Source organism: Streptomyces sp. CGMCC 4.7035, assembly GCF_031583065.1.
GTDB lineage: Bacteria > Actinomycetota > Actinomycetes > Streptomycetales > Streptomycetaceae > Streptomyces > Streptomyces yaanensis.
The window spans coordinates 109,293-130,055 of the sequence record NZ_CP134053.1 but is presented as its reverse complement, the minus strand read 5'-3'; the positions used below and the strand labels follow the sequence as shown (position 1 = coordinate 130,055).

The following is a 20,763-nucleotide window of genomic DNA, read 5'->3' as shown; positions in this document are numbered from 1 at the left end:
ACGCGCGCGGTCGGCGAGTGCCACTGCCCGGGCCGGGTTCCTCCCACGCGGCTCACGGTGTGACGACCCCCACAGTGCGGGCGGCAGATTTTACCTAAGGAAAAGATTCTTGGCTCCTGTCGCATGCGTACCCCTGGGCGTCCGAACAATCAGGAGGTGCCATGCGCATTTCACGGAACGTGGCGGGAACCGTCTTCGTCGCGGGCGCGCTGACGCTGACACTGACGGCGCTCGCCTATCCCTCGATGCTGGGCGTGCAGACCACATCGAGCGATACGTCACGCGTGATCGCCAATACCTCGGCGGGGCCGCTGACCGAGGCGGACCGCCAGTTCGTCGTCAAGGTACGGGCGGCGGGCCTGTGGGAGTTCCCGTCAGGTGAGCTGGCGATGAAGAAGGGCACGACGGACGCCGTCCGCACCGCCGGGCAGCACCTGATCAACGGACACGTCAACCTCGACGACACCTGCCGCAAGGTGGCCGCGCAGCTGGGCATCGCGCTGCCGAACCAGCCGAGCCCCCAGCAGCAGGGCTTCGTGGCGACGCTGACCTCGGACTCGGGCAAGCAGTTCGACCAGGACCTCGCGAACATCCTGCGGGTGACGCACGGCCAGATCTTCCCGGCCATCGCCAACATCCGCGCCACCACACGGAACACCCTGGTCCGCCAGTTGGCCGACCAGGCGAACGACACGGTCCTGGACCACATCACGGTCCTCGAACGGACGGGCCTGGTGAACTTCGACTCGGTCCTGTTCCAGGAGACGACCCCGCCGAAGGACCCGAAGAGCAATCTGACCCCGCCGTCCCCACAGCCCGGTGAGCCGACGGTGGTCCTGTCCCCGCCGGCCGGCTTCACCCCGCCGCCGTCGGCGCCGACGGGGCCGTCGCCGGCGCCGACCGCGGGCTGACCTCCACACGTTCCCCGGCTGCCGGCGGACGCGCACAGCGCGTCCGCCGGCAGCCGTTTTCGCTTCGCGGTGGGCGGGGCCGGCCTCACCAGGGGGGCCCGCCTCACTACGCCACGCCGCGTCGACGCGCACCACGAAAGGTGGGCCCGGCGCTCACCGGGGGAATAGAGCGCCGGGCCCGTGGCGGATGGTCAGAAGGACGCCGGGGGCATCATGCGCGAGGGCGGGACGCGCGACCCGTCGTGCGGGTGCGCGCCGGAGGCCTCAGGCGCGGGTGCGGGACGTGCGGCGTCGCGCGGCGACCGCGATGGCCGCGCCGGCCGCGACGAGGGCCGCCGCGCCCGCCGCGATCGGCAGCGCGTTGCTGCCGCCACCCGTCTCGGCGAGGCCGCCGGGCGGGGTGGACGAACCGCCGTTCGGCGTCGGCTGGGCCGGCGTGCTCGACTCGTCACCGGGCGGGGTCGAGGTGGAGGCGGAGGGGGAGGCCGGGGTCGCGGGGCTCGACGCGGGCGGGGTGGCCGGCGCGGAGGCGGGCGGGGTGGCCGGCGCGGAGGCGGGCGGGGTGACCGGGGTGTTCGGCGGCTGCTCCGTGCAGTCCTTCGTACCGCCGTTCCAGGACGCGATCAGCTTGTCCTTGATGACGGGGTGGTCCGGGCCCTTGGGCAGGTCGCCGTGCTCGAAGCCGTCGTTCGCGTCGTACTTCCCGTCGAACTTCACCTTGCCGCGGTACAGGTCGATCTGCGCGTAGCAGCCCGCGTCCGGCACCGAGATGTCCAGCGAGTCGGTCTCGCCGGGCTTCACCGTCACGGAGTCGAAGTCGTGGAAGACCTGGAGGCCGGAGGTGCCGAAGGTGGCACCGTGCGCCCGGTACGAGGCGAGGGAGGCGGTGCAGGTCGTGGCGTCGCCCGCGGCCCGCACCTTGATGTGGACCTTGCCGTCCTCGGTCGGCTTCAGGTTCTGGTCGTCGACCCGGACCGAGTCCGTGAAGACGGTCCCGTCCAGCGAGAACTGGCAGTGGTCGGCCTCGGTCACCGTGCCCGGACCCTTGCCGGAGGAGTAGCCCCCCTGACCAGCCCGGTCCCACCCGTCGCCACCCGGTGTGTCCGAGGCCCACGCGGCACCGCCGGTGACGGCGGTGAGGGTGAGAGCCGCGGCGCCTGTCCCCAGCAGGCGGCGTACGGTGACACGACGAGCTATGGACATACGGTCCCCATTTTCATATGCCGAGACCCGGGCGACGGCAGCGGGCAGCGCGAAGCCGCCGGGAACCGTGCCCGGGAGAAAGTGGTCGAAGAGGGGCACTGGACTCACTGGTCACTTGAGTCACAGGCGCGAGCACATCGTCGATCACCGTGGACGGGCTGTCAACCTCGTTGAATGCACGACGAATTCACAGGCCATCACATTTTGGCCACATCAGGAATGTGTGAATCCGGTTGAGCGGGCGACCGCGATCGGCCCCCGCACCGACCACGCCGGACACCTCGGTGAGACCCTTGGGGCCCTCGAACGGTCCCCCACCACTGGCCGCGCCCACCCCCCGCCCCGAAGCTGGCCCCATGGACGCCCCGCCCCATGACGGTCTGCCGCCCTTCGAGGACCGGACCGACTTCGAGAACGCCGACCGTGGGTTCGTCGCCGCCCTCGTCCCCGGAGTGGTGACGGCTCAGGACGGGCGGGTGGTGTGGGACGGGGACGCATACCGGTTCCTCGACGAGGACTGCCCCGACACCGCGGACCCGAGCCTGTGGCGGCAGTCGCAGCTGTGCGCCCGGCAGGGGCTGTACGAGGTGACCGAGGGCGTCTACCAGGTGCGCGGGCTCGACCTGGCGAACATGACCCTCGTCGAGGGCCGGGGTGGCGTCATCGTCGTCGATCCGCTCATCTCCGCCGAGTGCTCGGCGGCAGCCCTCGCCCTCTACCGGCACCACCGCGGGGAGCGGGCCGTCACCGGGCTGATCTACACCCACTCCCACGTCGACCACTTCGGCGGCGCCCTCGGTGTGCTGCCGCGCGAGGAGGAGGCGGCCGTGCCGATCCTCGCGCCCGTCGGGTTCCTGGAGCACGCGGTCAGCGAGAACGTGTTCGCCGGGCCCGCGGTGGCCCGCCGCGCGGGGTTCGTGTTCGGCGTGCGGCTGCCGAAGGCGCCCCACGGGCAGATCGGCACCGGACTCGGCACGATCAGGTCCACCGGTACGGTCACCCTCGTCCCGCCGACCGTCGAGATCACGCACACCGGGCAGACGGAGACCGTCGACGGCGTCCGGATCGTGTTCCAGCTGACGCCGAACACCGAGGCGCCCGCCGAGATGAACTTCCTCTTCCCCGAGCAGCGCGCCCTGTGCCTGGCCGAGAACGTCACCCACACCCTGCACAACGTCCTGACCTTGCGCGGCGCCCTCGTCCGTGACGCCCGCGTCTGGTCGCGCTACCTCGACGAGGCCATCGACTTCTTCGGCGACGCCTACGACGTGGCCTTCGCCTCGCACCACTGGCCCACCTGGGGGCACGACAACGTCGTCCGGCTGCTTGCCGAGCAGCGGGACCTGTACGCGTATCTGCACGACCAGACCCTGCGGCTGCTGAACAGCGGCCTGACGGGCCCGGAGATCGCGGAGGAGTTGCGGCTGCCGCCCGCGCTGGAGGGCGCCTGGCACGCCCGGGGCTACTACGGGTCCCTGAACCACAACGTCAAGGCCGTCTACCAGCGGTACATGGGGTGGTACGACGGCAACCCCGCCCACCTCTGGGAGCATCCGCCGGCCGAACTCGCCCAGCGGTACGTGGAGGTGGCGGGCGGGCCGGAGGCGGCGCTCACGGCGGCCCGCCGGTACGCCGACGCCGGCGACCTGCGTTTCGCCGCGACCCTCCTCAACCACCTCGTCTTCGCCGATCCGGACCACGAGGCGGCGAGGGAAGCCCTGGCGGGCGTGTACGAACGGCTGGGGCACGGTGCCGAGAACGCGCCCTGGCGGAACATCTACCTGACCGGCGCGCTGGAACTGCGCGAGGGCGCGGGCGGTACCGCCGTCGCCACGGACACGGCCGGGATGACGTCGGCGCTCACCGTGAGCATGCTGCTGGACTCCCTCGCGGTACGCGTCGACGGGCCGCGCGCGGCGCGGGAGCCACGGCTGATCATCGACCTGGTCGTCATCGACGAGGGGCGCCGGCACCGGATCAATCTGGAGCACGGCGCACTGACGCACCGCAGCCTGCCGCTGCACCGCACCCCGAAGCCGCACGCGGGCCTGACGCTCACCCTGACCCGTCCCGAACTGTTCGGCCTGCTGTCGGGCAAGGGCCTCGCGGGCATCGAGACCGACGGCGACCGGGGGCTGCTGAAGCGACTGTTCTCGTATGTGACACAGCCGGACCGGGACTTCCCGATCGTCACTCCCTAGGTGCCTAGGTCCTGTCGTCCGCCCAGGAGCCGGCTGTCAGATCGGCGGCTGCGCCGGTGCCGGGCCCAGGGTCGTCGTGCCGGGGGCGGTGCGGTGGCCGAGGCCCGTGCGGTACGCGTCCAGGGCCGCCTCCACCCGGCCCGTACGGCGCAGCAGATCGCCGAGCAGACGGCACAGGTCCGCCAGGTCGCCCGCGGCGCCCGCCCGCTCCAGCAGGCTCAGCGCACGGACGTAGTGCTCCTCCGCGGCCTCCGTGTCGCGCGCGTCCTCCGCGATGATGCCCAGGAGGCGGTGCGCGCCGGCCGAGTGCACGGCGCCGCGCTCGGGGCCGATGTCGCCGAGGACGTCGTGCAGCAGCCCGGCGGCCTCCTCGGACTTCCCGCGCCGGTGCAGCACATCCGCCAGCTCCACCGCGACCTGGCTGCTGTAGAGGGCGGCCCGTTTCTCGGAGAGCATGGCGAGGGCTTCGCGCAACTCGCTCTCGGCACGGTCGAGTTCGCCGTTCTGCGCGTACAGGTAGCCGCGCATCCAGTGGCAGTTGGCCAGCTCGGTGCGGATCTGCAGCTGCCGGTACAGCTCGGCGGCCTTGGCGAGGGAGGCATCCGCCTCGGCGACGCGGCCCTCCGCGAGGAGCGTGCGGGCCACCGACCGGTGCATGCGCGCGACCAGCGCCGGGTCGCCCACCTGGGGGGCGAGCGCCAGCGCGATCTCGGCCGCCTGTGCCGCCCGCGCGTGCGCGCCCATGTCCATGTACGGGCCGATGGCGCTCGCGTAGAGCAGCAGCAGGGCGTCCGGGTCGTGCAGCCCGGACCGGTTGAGCTCGTCGAGGGTGGACTCCAGCAGGTAACAGGCGTACCGGAGTTCACCGGCGAGGTAGTGCGAGACGGCACGGCCGCGCAGTGCCGGGACCCGGCTGGGCAGCGGTGCGTCGTCCAGGCACTTCTCCGCCCGCTCGAAGTGCTGTCGCCCCGTCGCCAGGTCGCCCAGCTCCATCGCGCACTCGCCGAGTCCGAGCAGCGCGGCGGCCTGTTCGGCGACGAGCCCGTGCGCCTCGGCCTCGGTCAGCAGCGCCCCGTACTGCTCGGCCGCGACCTCGGCCGCGCCGGTGGCGAGGGTGCGCTGGGCGTCGGTGAGCCGGAGCCGCAGACCGGTGGCGAGATGGGCCGGACGTCCGGTCACCAGCTCCTCGTACGCGATGCCGAGCCGCTCGGCGATGTGCCGCAGTGCCGGTTCGGAGGCGCGGACGCGGCCCGCCTCCACGGTGGAGATGTACGCGGGCGTGTACACCGGCTCCGCGAGCTGCTTCTGCGTCAGCCCGCGCTCGGTCCGCAGCTGCTGCACCCTCCGGCCGATGGTCTCCGGGTCGTCGCGCTCCTCCATGAGTCAAGCATGCCATTAAGTCGGCTTACATCTGGCCGACTCTGACTTTTATCCAACTCTCCATATGTGAAAGCGCAGTTAAAAACGGGCAAGTATGTCCTGCGGGCCTTGCCGACCCCCTTGCACGCTCCCGCCGAAAGGCCTACGTTAAGCCGCGCATTAAACCTGTTTATCAAGCGTGCTTAACCAACCGCTGATGCGAAGCGAGGCGAGGCCGCCGTGCTCCGACGAACAGCCGCCCGCTACTCCCGAAGCGTCGCCGCGGCCCTGATCGCCGTCGCCGCCCTGACCATGGCCGCCCACACGGGGCCGGCCGGGTCCGCGGAGCCGGGCCCTGCCCGCCAGGTCGAGCAGCTCCAGAACGCCAGATAGCGACGGTCCCCGGCCTCGACTCGGCATACGCTTCCCCCGTGACCTCCGCCGCCGCGCGCACCGCGTTGGACCTCACCGCCGACCTCCCGGTCCCGGACCTGGAGGACTGCTACCGGGATCTGCACCGCCACCCCGAACTGTCCCTGCGCGAGCACCGGACCGCCGGGAAGCTCACCGAGCGGCTGCGCACGGCCGGGTACGAGACGGCCGAGGGCGTCGGCGGCACCGGGGTCGTCGGCGTGCTGCGCAACGGCGACGGGCCGACCGTCCTGCTGCGCGCCGACATGGACGCGCTGCCCGTCACCGAGGAGACGGGGCTGCCGTACGCCTCCGAGGTGGCGGACGTGATGCACGCCTGCGGGCACGATCTGCACGTCACCTGGCTGGCGGGCGCGGCCGGGGCGCTCGCCGCCGGGCGCGACGCCTGGTCGGGCACGCTGCTCGTGGTGGGCCAGCCCGCCGAGGAGACCGGTCAGGGCGCGCGGGCGATGGTCGCGGACGGGCTGTACGAACGCTTCCCGCGCCCCGACGTACTGCTCGCCCAGCACGCGGCGCCGGGCCCGGCCGGCCTGTACGCGCACGTACCGGGCCCGATCCTCGCGGCCTCCACGGACGTGGACATCGTCGTGCACGGCCGGGGCGGCCACGGCTCGCGCCCGGAGTCGACGGTGGACCCCGTGGTGACGGCCGCGTACCTCGTCACCCGTCTTCAGACCGTCGTCAGCCGGGAGATCGCGGCGCGCGACTCCGCGGTGCTGACCGTGGGCCGGATCGAGGCGGGCACCCGGCACAACATCATCCCGTCCCGGGCGCACATCGCCCTGAACCTGCGCACGCAGTCGGCCGAGGTCCGCGACCGGATGGTCGCCGCGGTGCGGCGCGTCGCGGCGGGCGAGTGCCTGGCGGCGGGCTGCCCGCGCGAGCCCGAGGTGACCGTCGGCGTGGACTTCCCGGTGACGGTCAACGACGCCGACACGGACCGCCGCGTCGCCGCCGTGCACGGCGAGGTGTTCGGGGAGGGCACGGTCTTCGACCCGGGGCCGGCGATGGGCAGCGAGGACTTCGCGGACCTGGCGCCGGACGGGGTCCCGTACGCGTACTGGTTCGTGACGAGCACCCCGGCCGATGTCTGGCAGGCGGCACCGGGCGCGGACCTGATGCAGAAGTTCGCGGCGGTCCCGAGCAACCACAGCCCGCACTTCGCGCCCGACCTGTCCACACTCGTCCCCGGCATCCGGACGCTGGTGTCGGGGGCGCTGGCCCATCTGTCGGTGGCATGACTTAGTCTTCGCTCATCCGCCACACCCGGCACACAGGAACCACACAACTGCCGTGCGCAGGGCGGACTTTGACCACTTTTTCGATCCGGGGGGTTCGAATCAGCGTGCGTATGCGCACCCTTCCGGCCGCCGCAGCACTGGCGGCCCTCTTCAGCTCGGCGGTGCTGACCGCCGCACCGGCGGCGTTCGCCGACACCGTCAGGCCCATCGCGGTCAAGGACGCGGACGACACGGTCGTGGACGGCGTCCACCAGCGGCTGTTCTTCAGCGCCCGGTACCAGAACGAGATCGTCGTCACCGACTACACCGGCAAGGTCACCGCCACCCTTACCGGCCTGCCCCAGGTCCGGGACCTCGAACTGAGCCCGGACTCCGGCACGCTGTACGCCGCGGTCGAGGGCGCGGACAAGATCGTCGCCTTCGACACGGCGACGCTCAAGCAGACCGCCGAATACCCGACCGGCGCCAGGACCATCCCGTCCCGTCTCGCCTACGCCGACGGCAGGCTGTGGTTCGGTTACGGCGACCAGTGGGAATCCGGGCTCGGCATGGTCGACCTGACCGCCGAGACGCCCACGGTGACGCTCGACCTGGCGGCCGGGCACGACTTCTCCAGCCCACCCGAGCTCTACGCCGACCCCGACAACCCGGGCACGCTGCTCGCTCTCGACGCGCACATCAGCTCCGGTCCGATCGTCGTCTACGACATCTCCTCCGGCACCCCGGTGATCCGCGTGTCCGCCGACAAGGGCGGCTTCTACCACGACGCGGCCCTCACCCCGGACGGCCAGAACGTCGTCGTGGCCGGGCCCGGAAACCGGGCGCTCACCGAGTACCGGCTCTCCGACCTGGCGGAGGTGCGCACCTACCCCGTCGTGTCCGAACCGGAGACGGTCAGCGTCGCGCCGGACGGCACGGTCGCGGCCACCGTCCTCGACACCGACAACGTCGGCGACACATACGTCTTCAGCACCGACCCGAGCCGGCCCGCCAGCATCCGTAACCTGTCGGACGGCTGGATGCCGTGGGGCGGTCACTCCACGAACTGGTCGGCCGACGGCAGCAAGCTGTTCGTGCTGGGCGGGTCCGACGACTCCACCCTGTTCCACGTCGTCGACGAGCCCCGCAAGTACGCGCCGGCCCTCAAGGTCAACGCCCCGGCCACCGCCACGCGCGCCAAGTCCCTGACGGTCACGGGCGCGCTCACCGCGACACTGCCACTGCCCGCCGGGACCCCGCTGACGGTCACCCGCACGGACCTGGAGTCGCCGAACGGCAAGTCGCTGGGCACCAAGTACCTCGGCAGCGGAGGGAAGTTCTCCTTCAAGGACACCCCGCCGGCCGGTGGCAAGGTCACGTACAAGGTGACCTACGCGGGCGACGCCACCCACACCGCGGCAAGCGCCGCGGACGTGGTGGCGGTATCGCGCGCCACGCCGACCCTGACGCTCAACAACAACCGCAAGGTGTACGCCTACGGCAAGGACGTGACCTTCACGGCGCACCTCGGTACGACGTACAAGAACCGCAAGGTCGAGATCTGGGCCGACCCGTTCGGCACGGACAAGCCGAACAAGCTCGTGAAGTCCGGCACGGTCAACAGCAGCGGCAACCTGTCCGTCACCCTGCGCCTGACCCGTGACACCAAGGTCGTCGCGAAGTTCGCGGGCGACTCCCGCTACAAGCCGAAGACGGCCACCAGCACGGTGGGCGCCAAGGTGAAGGTCTCGACGTCGATCAGCGGCCAGTACAAGACGAAGTACACGTGGGGCCACACCTACTACTACTTCCACAAGTCCAAGGACCCGCTGTTCACCACGACGATGACGGCGTACCCGAACCGCAGCCAGCAGCTCCAGCTGGAGGTCTACTACCAGGGCACCTGGTACGACGCGGGCTCCGAGTACTTCAAGCTGAGCTCCACGGGTGTCTCGAAGGTCCGCCTCGGCGGCACCCACGAGACGGGCTACCGCATGCGCGTCCGCTCCTCGTACTACAACAGCACGTCGGGTGACGTCGTGAACTCGACGACGCACGGGGCGTGGAAGTACTTCATCTTCACCAGCTGAGGCCCGGTGCGACCGTGCACCGTCACGGCTGGGTCTGGAGCTGACCCTGAAGCCTGCGAAGGCGCCTGTGGACATGGTCCAGGGCGCCTTCGCGCCGTCCCGGTACCCGTGCGCGCAGGTCGGCCAGGGCAGGGCCCAGTTCGCGGGCCCGGGCCGCGTCGCGCATGCTGCCCCACTGGTGGTGGGCGCGGTCGACGGCCGCCTCCACCGCCGGGTCCTCGGGGCTCTGGCCGGCCGAGAGACGGGCGGCGGCGACCGCCAGCCAGGCCTCGCAGCTGCGGCCCGCGTCACCCGCGAGCATCGCGAGGTCGGCGCGGACCTCCATCCAGTGCAGCGCCTCCTGGGAACCGGGGCCGTGTTCCCGCAGCGCGGCCTGCTCCCACTGCGCGGCGAGCGCGGCGGCCTCCGTGTGCCGGCCGTCCTGCACGGCGGCCGTGAGGGCGGCGTGCGGGTCCGGGGGTGCCGGGGCGGCGGCCGGGGGCGGCGGGGGACTGTAGGACGGGGGCGTGAGCCAACTGCGGTTCATTATCGGCTGGTTGGGTGCCAGGATGACGTCACCCTGGGGACCGGCGTCCGCGTACACGCGCGTCAGCACCTGGTGATGGAGGGTCGCCGGGTCCGGGCGGTGACCACTGCGCAGGATCGTCGCCAGCGTCTTCATGTACGCCGGAATCGCCAGCGCGCGGCGCCGTGGCGGCGGGGCGATACGGCCGTGGAGGAGGACGGTCGGGCCGCAGTCGAGGGGCCGGGTGTGCAGGTGCTGCCAGGTCTCCGGGTCCGCGTGCAGATCCGCGAACACGGTCGTCGCACCGGGCGGGCGCAGCCGCAGTTCCTCACGGAACCAGTGCCAGGGGAAGCCGGTGTAGCGGACCGTGGCCGGCGTGGTGCGGGCCAGCGCCAGATGCGGCAGGTGCTGGCGACGGTCGAGCTGGAGCTGCCCGGTGAGGAACACCGTCAGCGGACCGGGTGCGCCCGCGGCGGCCCGCAACCGGGTGAGCACGGCCTGCGGCTCCAGCGGGTCGGCGAGTTCCACCACGTTCGCCGTGTCCGTGCCGGACAGCACCGGCGGGGCGACGGCCGCGAGCACCGGGAGCACGGACGCCGCGTCCACCAGGCACCCCTTGCCTGCCGGCGAGGCCGCGAGCAGCAGCACGGTTCCGGGCATCGTTCCCTCCCCCGATCGATCAGGTACGTCAGCACCGTAACCGCTGCGCCTGCAAAGGGGCGACGAAGACCGAGCAAACGCCCGCCTATGGCCCGTGTTGTACGGCGGAAGTGCGGTGAGCTCAGCCGCCGGCAGTCCCCCGACCGCGTAGTCACTCTCCGCCGGGCGTGGGCCGGCGGCGTAGCGCGAAGATCGTCGTGTCGTCCTCCAGATGACCGCCGCAGTGACGCACTGTGCCGTCGCGGACGAGGCGCACCAAGCGGCCGGGCTCGGCGGCGCACGGGTCCTCGGCGAGCGCGCGGGCCACCAGGTCATACAGTGGGAAGAACTCCCCGGCGCCGTCCCGCGCCTCGCTCACCCCGTCCGTGACCAGCAGCAACGTCTCGCCGGGCGCGAGCGGCACGCGCACCACCGGCGGCGGTCCGTCGCCCAGTTCACCGAGGCCCAGCGGAAGTCCGTCGCCGGGCGGCAGGGGCCGTACCCCGTCCGGGGCCACCACCAGCGGCGGCTCGTGCCCGAAGTTGATGGCCTCCACGTACGAGGGGTCGGCCGGCGGGAAGCCGACCAGCACCGCGGTGGCGTAGCGCTCCTCGTCGTCGCGGCCGATCTCCGCGCAGTAACGGACGTGCCGCCGCATCCGGATCTCCAGCCGGTCGGCGACCGCGCCGAGGGCAGGCTCGTGGTACGCCGCCTCACGGAACGTGCTGAGCAGCGCCGACGCGGCCGTGACCGCGCCGAGGCCCTTGCCCTGGACGTCGCCGAGCAGCACGCGGGTGCCCTGCGGGCCGGGCTGGATGTCGTAGAAGTCGCCACCGACGCGGGCCACACTGTCGGCGGCGAGGTAGACCGCCGCGTGATCGAGGCCGCCCCAGCCGGCCGGCAGCGGGCGCAGCACGGTGCGCCGGGTGGTGTCGACGACGTCCTGCATGTGCAGCATGCGCCGCTCCTCGCGCATCCGGACCGCGCAGGCCAGCACGGCGAGCGCACTGCCCACGACGACGAGGATGAAATCGGGCAGCCCGGCCTGGAACTGGTGCGGCCAGGTGTGGTCCTCCAGCTCGTACGTGGCGACGGCCAGAAGGGCGATGAAGACCGTCCCCCACAGCCCGCAGATCGCGGCCGCGATGCCGGGCACCAGCACCACCCACGAGATGGTCCGGAACTCGCCGCCCGTGTGCCAGTCGATCGCGGCGATGGCCACGAGCAGCACGAGCGGCGGTATCCAGGCGATGCTGCGCCCACGCACGCGCAGCATCTCCTGCCGCGCGCGCAGGGCGTCGGCGGGTTCCAGACCGGGCAGCCGGGCGCGCGCACGTCCGGCAGGCCTGCCGCGCGCGGGTGCGGGCGCACCGTCCCGCAGGGATCCGACCGGTCCGTCCAGGACGGATTCGTCGGGGACGGAGACGGCGGGCAACGGCCCGTCGAGCGCGGACACGCCCGTGGGCAGGGAGTCGTCGACGGCCTGAGGATCGGACAGCGAGGCGCCGAGCGCGGCGGGTCCGGGTCCGGCGCCACGGCGCGGAAACCCGAGCCGAGGAAACCCGAGCCGGGGGAAGCCGAGCCGAGGGAAGCCGAGCCGAGGGAAGCCGAGCCGGGGGAAGCCGAGGCCACGCCGTCGGCGTTCGGGCCCGCCCTCCTCCGGTCGGTCCTGCGGTGGTCGCCTCGTGGGCACCGGCGCTGCCCTCCGTCAGTACGCGACCGACATGCGGGCGCGTACCCGCGCGCCCTGCTCCAGTTCGTCGACGAACGCGACCGCGTAGTCCTCGGCGCTGATCCGGCTGTTGCCGTCCGGGTCGGTGAGCAGCTCGTCGCCGCCCACCCGGAAGCGGCCCGTGCGCTCGCCGGGGCCGATCAAGGCGGCGGGCGAGACGTACGTCCAGTCCAGGTCGTCGAGGGTGCGGTAGTACTCCAGGACCTCGCTGTGGGCGAGCGCCTCGGGCCGGACCGCCTCGGGGAAGTCCGGCTGGTCGACCAGCGCCTGCCCGGGGGCGACCTCCAGACTGCCCGCCCCACCGACCACCACGAGCCGCCGCACCCTGGCCTCGCGCGTGCCCTGCACGAGAGCACGGTTGAGGGCGAGGAACGGTTCCTTCGGGTCCGAACCGTCCCGCGGCGGCGCCAACGCGCTCGCCACCGCGTCCGCCCCCGCCACCAGCGAGGCGACCTCCGCCGGGTCCGAGGCGTCCGCCGCCGCGGCCGTCACTGCGGGCACGGGCGACCGGCCGGAGCGGCTCACGGCGGTGACCTGGTGGCCGCGCCGCGCCGCCTCCGCGGCGATCCGGCTGCCCACCATTCCCGTCGCTCCGAACAGCACGATCCTCATGAGCCCCAGCGAAACACGGCCCCGGCGGCTTTGCATCCCGACTTGCCAGCCGCCCTGGCCAGGTGTGCCCTGGAGTGCAGGGGCGAGGAGCCCTCGCGGGTGAGCCGAAGGGGCCGAGGCGCCCCGGAGGCGAACGCGCCGAAGAAAGGAGCGTGCTCTCATGGCTCACGCGGCACCCAGGCCGGGGAGACGACGCACACCCGCCAGGAGACCCGGCGCGAGGGGTATGACGGGTACGACCGGTACGACCGGTACGACCGTCACGGCCTACCGCCCACCCGACGTCTTCGACGAGCAGGTGCACACCGTCGCGCGGATCGCGTGGCCCGTCGCCCTGGGGCTCGTCTACGGCTTCTGGGCCGCGGGCATCCGGCGCGACGCCGGCCCCATCACCGGCTGGAACATCCTGTTCGGCTTCGTGTGCGCGATCGCGTTCGCGGCGGTGTGCATCGCGCTGTTCATGGTCGCGCCGTATCTGCGGCGCGAGGCGCACGCGGTGCTGTGGGCGTCGTTCGGAGGCATCGCGTTCGGCTTCCTGTACAGCCAGACCGGTGAGAGCGTGCTGCGCTCGGTCGGCTTGGGCCTCGCGCTGGCCGTGGCCGTGTTCGCGTTCAACTTCTACCGCTACTACACGCACGAGGACGCGGAGGGACACCGGGTCGGCTGACCGACGGGCCGACCGACGGCCGACCGACAGTCAGCCGCTGATCGGCGCACGAGACCCCGGCGCGATGGCCCACGCCTACGCCGGGGCCTCATGCGTCTCCCTCACTCACCCGTCCCCCGGGGCATCCACTCCCGGGAACCGGTCGAGGAGCCTTGCGGTACTCCGGTACTCCGTTCCCGTCGTGGCCTTCTCCCCACCACCAGATAACACCCGTTCGGGTGAACCCTCCACCGGAGAACCCTTCCGCCCCGCTCCGTCCCGTTCCATCCCGTTCCGTTGCCAGCCCTCCTTCGGATTGTCATATCCACCCATTTGCAGGCGATCGACTCGCCCCTCGTGCGCGGGCACGGTTCGCTGGTGGCGTGTCTCGACGTGTCCGGAGCGTCCTCTCCACCGTGCTGGTCGGCCTCGCGTGCCTGCTCGCGCCGCTGAGCGCGCTGGCCGCGTGGGCGAAGTACGGCATCGAGGACGGCTCCCGCTACGCCGCCACCACCGCCCAGCTCGCCTCCGACGCCCAGGTCCGGGACGCCGTCGCCGCCGCCGTCACCGACGACATCATGCGCGAGGTGCACGTCGGGCCGCCGCTACAGGCCTCCGTGCACGCCTTCGTGCACGACGCGGTCCGCTCGTTCACCGGCACCGAGGCCTTCCGCAGCGCCTGGGCCACCGCGAACCTCACCGCCCACGACGCCGTGCTGCGCGCCCTGCGCGGCGAAGACGACAGCCCGGTCACCATCGACCTCGCCCCCGCCGCCGAGCGGATGAAGCGGCAACTCACCGACGACCACGTGCCGTTCGCGCGCCGAATCCCGGTCGCGCACACGGAGATCACGCTGCTCCGGCCGGAGGACCTGTCGAAGCTCAGGAAGGGGTTCCACGTGCTGGAAGTCGCCGGTTTCTGGCTTCCCGTCGCCGCGGTCGGCTTCGCCCTGGCCGGCATCCTCCTGGCGGTGTACCGCCGCCGGGCCGTACTGGCCACCGGGCTCGGCACGGCGCTGGGTGCGGCACTGCTGGGCGTCGCGATCTCCGTGGGCCGCCACCTGACACTGAGGGATCTCCCGGCGGACGTCTCGCACCCCGCCGCGGGCGCGGTCTACGACGCGCTCACCGAGACGCTGCGCACGGTGTCCTGGCTGCTGCTGGCACTCGGCCTCACGGTGGCCCTGGCCGCCTGGCTCACGGGCCTGTACGTGCGACGCCGGCGAGCGTCCGCAGGGCGCCCGCCAGTTCCGGTGGAGGAGCCGACGCGAGCCCGAGTCTGACGCTGTTCGAGGCGGCGCCCTCCGCGCCGCGTCCGTCGACCGCGAAGGCCGGCCCCGGCGTCACCGCGATCCCCCGCCGAGCCGCGGCCGCCGCGAACACGTCCGCGCGCCACGGCCGCGGCAGCCGCCACCACGCGAAGTACGCCCGCGGATCGGCGCATACGTCGAAACCGTCGAGGTGCTCCGCGACCAGCCGCTGACGCGCCCCGGCATCCGCCCGTTTCGCCTCCACCAGCCGTGCCACGGTCCCGTCCCCGATCCACCGCACCGCCGCCTCCAGCGCGAACCGGCCCGCCGTCCACCCGCCCGACCGCAGTGCCCCGGCCGCCGCCCCGCCACGCCCCTCGGGCACCACGAGGAACCCGACGGTGAGCCCGGGCGCGACGCGTTTGGACAGCCCGTCGACGACGTACGTGCGTTCGGGCGCGTAGGCGGCCAGGGGCGCGCCGCCCTCCGCCCCGCACAGGAACGACCAGATGCGGTCCTCGACGACGGGAAGGTCGAGATCCCGCAGGACGTCGGCCAGTTCCCGCCTGCGCTCCGCTCCCGTCGTCACCGACGTCGGATTGTGCAGTGTCGGCTGTACGTACACCGCGGACAGCGGCGTGGAACGGTGCGCGGCGGCGAGCGCGTCCGGGCGCAGGCCCCGCTCGTCCGTGGCGAGCGGGACCAGGACGAGACCCAGCCGCGTCGCGATCTCCTTGACCAGCGGATACGTCAGCCACTCGACGCCGACGCGGCTCCCGGGCCGGGCGAGGGCGGCAAGGGCACCCGCGATGGCCTGCCGCGCGTTGCCGGCGAACAGCAGGTGGTCCGGGGCCGGACGCCAGCCGCCGGTGGCGAGAAGCGAGGCCGCGGCCTCGCGGGCGGCCGGTGTCCCCACGGCGGGCGCCGTGCGGGTCGCCTCGGCGAGGACGTCGGGGCGCAGCAGCGCCGCGAGCCCGTCCGCCAGCAGTGCCGACTGCCCGGGGGCGGAGGGGTAGTTGAGCTCCAGGTTGACGGGCGCGGTCGTCGCCGGTTCGGCGAGCGCGCGTCCCGACGGCACCGGGGAGGCCCGTACGAAGGTGCCCCGCCCCACCTCACCGACGACGAGGCCGCGCCGCACGAGTTCGGCGTACACCCGCCCCGCCGTCGAGGCCGCGATCCCGTGCCGGCGGGCGAACACCCGTTGCGGCGCGAGCCGTTGGCCGGGCCCCAGCCGGCCCGAGGCGATGTCCGCCGCCAAGCGGTCGGCGATCCGTCGGTAGTCCTCCACACCATCCCCCTTGGATTGCACCGAGGGCAAAGATCTTATTGCACCGAGGAGTTGGCGACCCTAGGGTCGTGTCCATGACCTCTTTCCTCGCATACGAGGACACAGCCCCCGGAACCGGTACGGACCGGCTTCCGCTCGTCCTGGTGCACGGCCACCCCTTCGACCGTACGATGTGGACCCCGCAGCTCGCGGAGTTCGCGCGCACGCGCCGGGTGATCGCCCCCGACCTGCGCGGCTACGGCGCCTCCCCGGTCGTGCCCGGCGTCACGCCCCTGTCGGCGTTCGCCGACGACATCGCGGCGCTCCTCGACGACCTGGGCGTGGACCGCTTCGTCCTCGCCGGGCTCTCCATGGGCGGCCAGATCGCCATGGAGTGCTGGGCCGGGTTCCCCGGGCGGATCGCCGGGCTGGTGCTCGCGGACACCTTCGCGGCGGCGGAGACCGAGGAAGGCAGGCGGGCCAGGTACGCGATGGCGGACCGGCTGCTGCGCGAGGGCATGCGCGGGTACGCCGACGAGGTGCTGCACCGGATGGTCGCCCCGTACGCGGACGCGGAGGTGGCGGCGCACGTCCACCGCATGATGACGGCGACGTTCCCCGAGGGCGCGGCGGCGGCCCTGCGCGGCCGGGCGGAGCGTCCCGACTACCGCGATCTGCTCACGCGCGTCACGGTCCCCGCCCTGGTGGTGGTCGGCGAGGACGACACATACACGCCGGTCGCGGACGCGGAGGCCCTGCACGCCGCACTCCCCGACGCCGTGCTCAACGTCGTCGCGGGCGCGGCGCACCTGCCGAACCTGGAACGACCCGAGGAGTTCAACAAGGCGCTGGGGGAGTTCCTGGCACGGGTGGACGCCTGACAGACGGTACGGGCACGGGTGGACGCCTGACCGTACGGGCACGGGTGGACGCCCGACCGTACGGGCACGGACCGCCGGATCACCCGATCGGCCCCTCCCGCCATGCGGCCTTGCGCCGCCCGGGTGAACCTGCGGTTGAAGCGGCCGAACGGCCCGAAGGAGGCGACCCTCATGGTCCAGCACACCGCACGCACCACGCATCCGAAGCGCACGGCGTGGTCCACCGGCGGCACGATGTTCGCCGGCGTCCTGATGATCGTCAGCGGCGTCCTGGGCGTGCTGAACGGCATCGCGAGCATCGCCACGAACGACGTCTACGCCGCTGTCGGCAACTACGTGTACTCGTTCAACCTCACCACCTGGGGCTGGATCCACCTGGTCATCGGCGTGCTGGTCGCGATCACGGGCTGGGCCGTCCTGCAAGGCAGCGACTGGGCCCGCGGGGTGGGCGTGGGCCTGGCGGCGCTGTACATGATCGAGTACTTCATGTTCCTGCCGTACGCCCCGGTCTGGTCGGTGGTCTCCATCGCGATCGGAGCCTTCGTGATCTGGTCCCTGGGTCACAGTGGGCCGCACGGAGGCGCCGCGGTAGGGCTTCCACGAGGCGGGCGGCGACGGCACCCGCCGGGGCCGGGCCGCCGCCCCATCGCCGCATCGGCAACCATCTCCCCTCCATCCCCGTCTTTGAGGGAGGATTCGGGCATCCAGTCCACCGAGGGGAAGGCCGGTACGTGGAGACTGCGACCGCGGAGCGGACCTGGCCGGCCGAGACCCGGCGCCGATCCCCGGGGCGGACCGCGGGGGCCTGGTTCGCCGGGCTGCTGCTCGCGGGGGTGAGCGTCGTCGCCGGCTGCCGTGCCGCCGACGCCGACGGCATCACGCCCGTCCCCCAGCTGCTCGCCTTCCTGCCCTGGCTCATCGCCCCGGCCGCCTTCGCCCTCCTCCTCGCCCTGCTCGCCCGCTGGCGCACCGGCATGGTCTGGAGCGTGCTCGCGCTCGCCGCGCTCGCCTGGTTCGCCGAGCCGTACGGCAGGAGCGACGAGCCCACCGGCGCCCCGCTCGCCGAGTTCCGCGTGCTGACCTCCAACGTCGAGTTCGGCCGCGGCACCGCCTCCCTCGTGCCCGCGATCCACCGCGAGCGACCCGACGTCGTATTCGTCGAGGAGTGCGAGCACCACTGCTCCGCCACCCTGGAGCAGACCTTCGGCGGCACGGGCGGCACGTACCCCTACCGGCAGGCCGTCGAGGGGGCGAGCTCGGACGGGTCGGTCATCCTCAGCCGGTTCCCCCTGACGGCCGCGCCCGGCGTGCCCGGCACCATGGGCATGCCCGGCGCCGTCGCCGACGTCCACGGTCACGCGGTACGCCTCCAGCTCGCCCACCCCATGCCCCCGCTGCCCGGCCAGCTGTCCCTCTGGCGGCGCGAACTGGGCGCGCTGCGCGCCTACGCGGCGTCCGGCGGCGGCGCCCCCACGATCCTCGCCGGCGACTTCAACGCCTCCCAGGACCACGCCGCCTTCCGCCGCATCCTCGACACCGGCCTGCGCGACAGCGCCGGTCTCGCCGACGACGCCCGTACACCCTCCTGGCCGGCCAGGACAGCACCGCCGTTCGGCACCCAGATCGACCACGTCCTCGTCTCCCGGGACTTCTCCGCGAACTCGGCCCACTTCCTGCACATCGCCGACAGCGACCACCGCGCCCTGATCGTCGACATCACCCTCCATCAGCCCGCACAGGAACAAACATCCCAAAGGTCACCCTCGTGAATTAGCCATAATGAGGGCATGTCCCGCGCGTTCCCCGTCGGCCTCACCCCTCCCGACTGGCTGGTCAGGAACCTCCAACCCCAGCAGGCACCACCCGTCAACCGCCCCGCCGTCGCCCGCGCCGCGATCGCCATGTCGCTGCCGCTCGCGGTCGGGCTGGCCGTCGGACAACCGGCCTACGGCGCACTCGCCTCCATGGGCGCCCTGTCCGGCGTCATCGGCGACACCGCGGACGCCTACCGCATGCGGATCCTCAACATCGCCGTCCCGCAGCTCTTCGGCGCCGCCGGTGTCACCGTCGGCGCGCTGGTGTTCGGGCACGGCTGGGTCGCCGTCGCCGCCGTCACCGGGATCGCCCTGATCTCCGGGATGATCTCCTCGATCGGCGCGGTCGCCTCCGTCTCCGGGCTGCTGCTGCTCCTCAACGCCGTCATCGGAGCCGGACTTCCGCTGCCCGGGCCCTGGTGGCTGACACCGCTGCTCATGACCGGCGGCGGACTGCTCGTCCTCACCCTCGCCCTGCTCGCCTGGCCCCTGCGCTCGGGCGTACCGGAGCGGTCGGCCGTCGCGGACACGTACCGCACGGTCGCCGACCTGCTCACCGCCTGCGGAGCGGACGCGTACGACAAGGCCCGGCACGCCGTCACCCAGTCCCTCAACCAGTCCTACGACCTCGTCCTCGCCCGGCGCGCCCGCCACCACGGCCGCAGCCCGGAACTGGTCCGCCTGCTCGCCCAGTTGAACGCGATCACCCCGGTCGTGGAGGCCGCCCCGGCCGCCCACCAGCACGGCAGGCCGCTGCCGGACGAGGTCCCCGCCGCCGTACGCCGTCTCGCCGACGCCATCGAAATCGGACACCGGGGTCTCCTGGCCCTCGATTTCCCCGCTCCCGTCGGCGAGACGGGACGTGCCGTCGACCAGGCGCTGCGCCACGCCGCCGAGGTCGTCACCGCCCAGAACGTCGATCCGCGCGCCATCGTCGACCGCCTCGGCCGCCCGGCCTCCCTCCATGTCCGCGCCTACCGCGCGGCCCGCAACGTCGCCCTCTCCGGCGCCTCCTGGCGCTACGGACTGCGCCTCGCCCTGTGCATCGGCATCGCCCAGGCCCTGGTGTCCCTGGTCCCGGTCCCGCGCTCGTACTGGGTCGCCCTCACCATCACCTTCGTACTGAAGCCCGACTTCGGCTCGGTCTTCTCCCGGGCGCTGCTGCGCGCACTCGGCACGGTGGCGGGCCTGGTGGTGGCGGCCGTGGTGCTCGCCGCGGTGCCGGCGGGCTGGTGGGACGTGGCCGCGATGCTGCTCCTCGCGCCCCTCATTCCCGCGCTCACGCCCCGCGGGTACGGCTACCAGACGGCCGCGATCACACCGGTGATCCTGCTCCTGTCGGACATCCTGAACCACCTGGGCACGGCGCTGCTGGTCCCCCGCCTGGTCGACTCCCTCATGGGCTGCGCGATCGCGCTCGTCGTCGGCTATCTGCTGTGGCCGGAGAGCTGGCACGCGCGGGTCGGCGACAAGCTCGCGGACGCGGTCGCCGACACGGCGGCGTACGTGGAGGCCGGGTTCGGCGACACCACCGACCACGCGGCACACGCCCGTATGCGGCGCCGCCTGTACCGCGACCTGTCCGCGATCCGTACGGAGTTCCAGCGGGCGCTGACCGAACCGCCGCCCACCGGACGCCGGGCCGCCGCCTGGTTGCCCCTGGTCGTCGCGGTCGAACGGATCGTGGACGCGACGACGGCCGCACGGGTGCGGGTGCGACAGGGGGCGCCGGCGCCCTCCTCCGCGGAGACCGCGCAGGTCGCCCTCCAGTTGCGGGAGCTGTCGGAGGGCCTGCGGGAGACGGAGGTCCTGTTCGCGGTCCGCACGGACCTCACCGGTCCGGCGGACAGCGTCCTGGAGCCGCTGCGGCAGGAGGTGGCGGCGGCGAGGGCGATCACGTCACCGTACTCGGACGACGACGACTGACCGGGCACGGGACCGGGGCGCCGCCGGATCGAGCGCCGCCCCGTTCCTCCCGTTCCTCCTGTTTCACCTGTTCCT

Annotated in this window: 16 protein-coding genes and 1 pseudogene; 11 read left to right on the top strand and 6 right to left on the bottom strand. The window is 72.8% G+C overall.

The window, feature by feature from the left end; all coding sequences use genetic code 11:
* The first annotated feature begins 161 nt into the window (after window positions 1-161).
* Window positions 162-911, top strand: coding sequence for a DUF4142 domain-containing protein (locus tag Q2K21_RS00540; RefSeq protein WP_310763057.1), 750 nt, complete (start codon window positions 162-164; stop codon window positions 909-911).
* A 264-nt stretch (window positions 912-1,175) separates the two neighbouring features.
* Here the strand turns inward: Q2K21_RS00540 and Q2K21_RS00535 are convergent, their stop codons facing one another.
* Window positions 1,176-2,114, bottom strand: coding sequence for a hypothetical protein (locus tag Q2K21_RS00535; RefSeq protein WP_310763056.1), 939 nt, complete (start codon window positions 2,112-2,114; stop codon window positions 1,176-1,178).
* Window positions 2,115-2,470: 356 nt separating this feature from the next.
* Between Q2K21_RS00535 and Q2K21_RS00530 the strand changes: the two genes are divergently transcribed.
* The gene (locus tag Q2K21_RS00530) at window positions 2,471-4,315 is read left to right on the top strand and encodes an alkyl/aryl-sulfatase (protein WP_310763055.1); all 1,845 of its coding nucleotides are present in this window, start codon (window positions 2,471-2,473) and stop codon (window positions 4,313-4,315) included.
* Between the two features lie 36 nt (window positions 4,316-4,351).
* Here Q2K21_RS00530 and Q2K21_RS00525 read toward each other — a convergent pair whose 3' ends face one another.
* Window positions 4,352-5,695 carry a helix-turn-helix domain-containing protein gene (locus tag Q2K21_RS00525; protein ID WP_310763054.1) on the bottom strand — a complete coding sequence of 448 codons (1,344 nt, stop codon included), beginning with the start codon at window positions 5,693-5,695 and terminating at the stop codon, window positions 4,352-4,354.
* A 219-nt stretch (window positions 5,696-5,914) separates the two neighbouring features.
* Between Q2K21_RS00525 and Q2K21_RS00520 the strand changes: the two genes are divergently transcribed.
* The 3 genes from Q2K21_RS00520 (at window position 5,915) to Q2K21_RS00510 (ending at window position 9,416) form a co-directional block, all read left to right on the top strand.
* A complete protein-coding gene (locus Q2K21_RS00520; protein WP_310763053.1) occupies window positions 5,915-6,067 on the top strand; it encodes a hypothetical protein in 153 nt (50 codons plus the stop codon).
* Window positions 6,068-6,105: 38 nt separating this feature from the next.
* Window positions 6,106-7,347, top strand: a complete 1,242-nt coding sequence (locus tag Q2K21_RS00515) for an amidohydrolase (protein ID WP_310763051.1) — start codon at window positions 6,106-6,108, stop codon at window positions 7,345-7,347.
* 110 nt (window positions 7,348-7,457) lie between these two features.
* Window positions 7,458-9,416, top strand: coding sequence for a YncE family protein (locus Q2K21_RS00510; protein ID WP_386275931.1), 1,959 nt, complete (start codon window positions 7,458-7,460; stop codon window positions 9,414-9,416).
* A gap of 22 nt (window positions 9,417-9,438) precedes the next feature.
* On the opposite strand, the gene Q2K21_RS00505 is transcribed toward Q2K21_RS00510, so the two are convergent.
* From Q2K21_RS00505 to Q2K21_RS00495, 3 genes are all read right to left on the bottom strand, one after another.
* Window positions 9,439-10,581, bottom strand: a complete 1,143-nt coding sequence (locus tag Q2K21_RS00505; protein ID WP_310763049.1) for a hypothetical protein — start codon at window positions 10,579-10,581, stop codon at window positions 9,439-9,441.
* Window positions 10,582-10,732: 151 nt separating this feature from the next.
* On the bottom strand, window positions 10,733-11,836 hold the full coding sequence (locus Q2K21_RS00500; protein WP_310780507.1) for a PP2C family protein-serine/threonine phosphatase: 1,104 nt from the start codon (window positions 11,834-11,836) through the stop codon (window positions 10,733-10,735).
* 432 nt (window positions 11,837-12,268) lie between these two features.
* Complete coding sequence (locus tag Q2K21_RS00495) at window positions 12,269-12,904, bottom strand: NAD(P)-dependent oxidoreductase (RefSeq protein WP_310763048.1); 636 nt, start codon at window positions 12,902-12,904, stop codon at window positions 12,269-12,271.
* Between the two features lie 160 nt (window positions 12,905-13,064).
* Here Q2K21_RS00495 and Q2K21_RS00490 point away from each other — a divergent pair, with 160 nt between their 5' ends.
* Both Q2K21_RS00490 and Q2K21_RS00485 read left to right on the top strand, forming a co-directional pair.
* Window positions 13,065-13,571 (top strand): hypothetical protein, encoded by a 507-nt coding sequence (locus Q2K21_RS00490; protein WP_386275930.1) that lies wholly within the window; start codon window positions 13,065-13,067, stop codon window positions 13,569-13,571.
* Window positions 13,572-13,933: 362 nt separating this feature from the next.
* Window positions 13,934-14,833 carry a hypothetical protein gene (locus Q2K21_RS00485; RefSeq protein ID WP_310763046.1) on the top strand — a complete coding sequence of 300 codons (900 nt, stop codon included), beginning with the start codon at window positions 13,934-13,936 and terminating at the stop codon, window positions 14,831-14,833.
* On the opposite strand, the gene Q2K21_RS00480 is transcribed toward Q2K21_RS00485, so the two are convergent.
* Window positions 14,748-16,088: an aminotransferase-like domain-containing protein gene (locus Q2K21_RS00480; RefSeq protein ID WP_310763045.1), complete on the bottom strand. Its 1,341-nt coding sequence runs from the start codon at window positions 16,086-16,088 to the stop codon at window positions 14,748-14,750. The genes Q2K21_RS00485 and Q2K21_RS00480 overlap by 86 nt on opposite strands.
* A gap of 74 nt (window positions 16,089-16,162) precedes the next feature.
* On the opposite strand from Q2K21_RS00480, the gene Q2K21_RS00475 reads away from it, so the two are divergent.
* From Q2K21_RS00475 to Q2K21_RS00460, 4 genes and pseudogenes are all read left to right on the top strand, one after another.
* Window positions 16,163-16,948: an alpha/beta fold hydrolase gene (locus Q2K21_RS00475; protein ID WP_310763044.1), complete on the top strand. Its 786-nt coding sequence runs from the start codon at window positions 16,163-16,165 to the stop codon at window positions 16,946-16,948.
* Between the two features lie 171 nt (window positions 16,949-17,119).
* Window positions 17,120-17,506 (top strand): annotated as a pseudogene (locus tag Q2K21_RS00470) (DUF7144 family membrane protein); the annotation flags it as partial.
* Between the two features lie 173 nt (window positions 17,507-17,679).
* The gene (locus Q2K21_RS00465; protein ID WP_310763043.1) at window positions 17,680-18,717 is read left to right on the top strand and encodes an endonuclease/exonuclease/phosphatase family protein; all 1,038 of its coding nucleotides are present in this window, start codon (window positions 17,680-17,682) and stop codon (window positions 18,715-18,717) included.
* Between the two features lie 18 nt (window positions 18,718-18,735).
* The gene (locus tag Q2K21_RS00460; protein WP_310763042.1) at window positions 18,736-20,688 is read left to right on the top strand and encodes an FUSC family protein; all 1,953 of its coding nucleotides are present in this window, start codon (window positions 18,736-18,738) and stop codon (window positions 20,686-20,688) included.
* The last annotated feature ends 75 nt before the right edge of the window (window positions 20,689-20,763 follow it).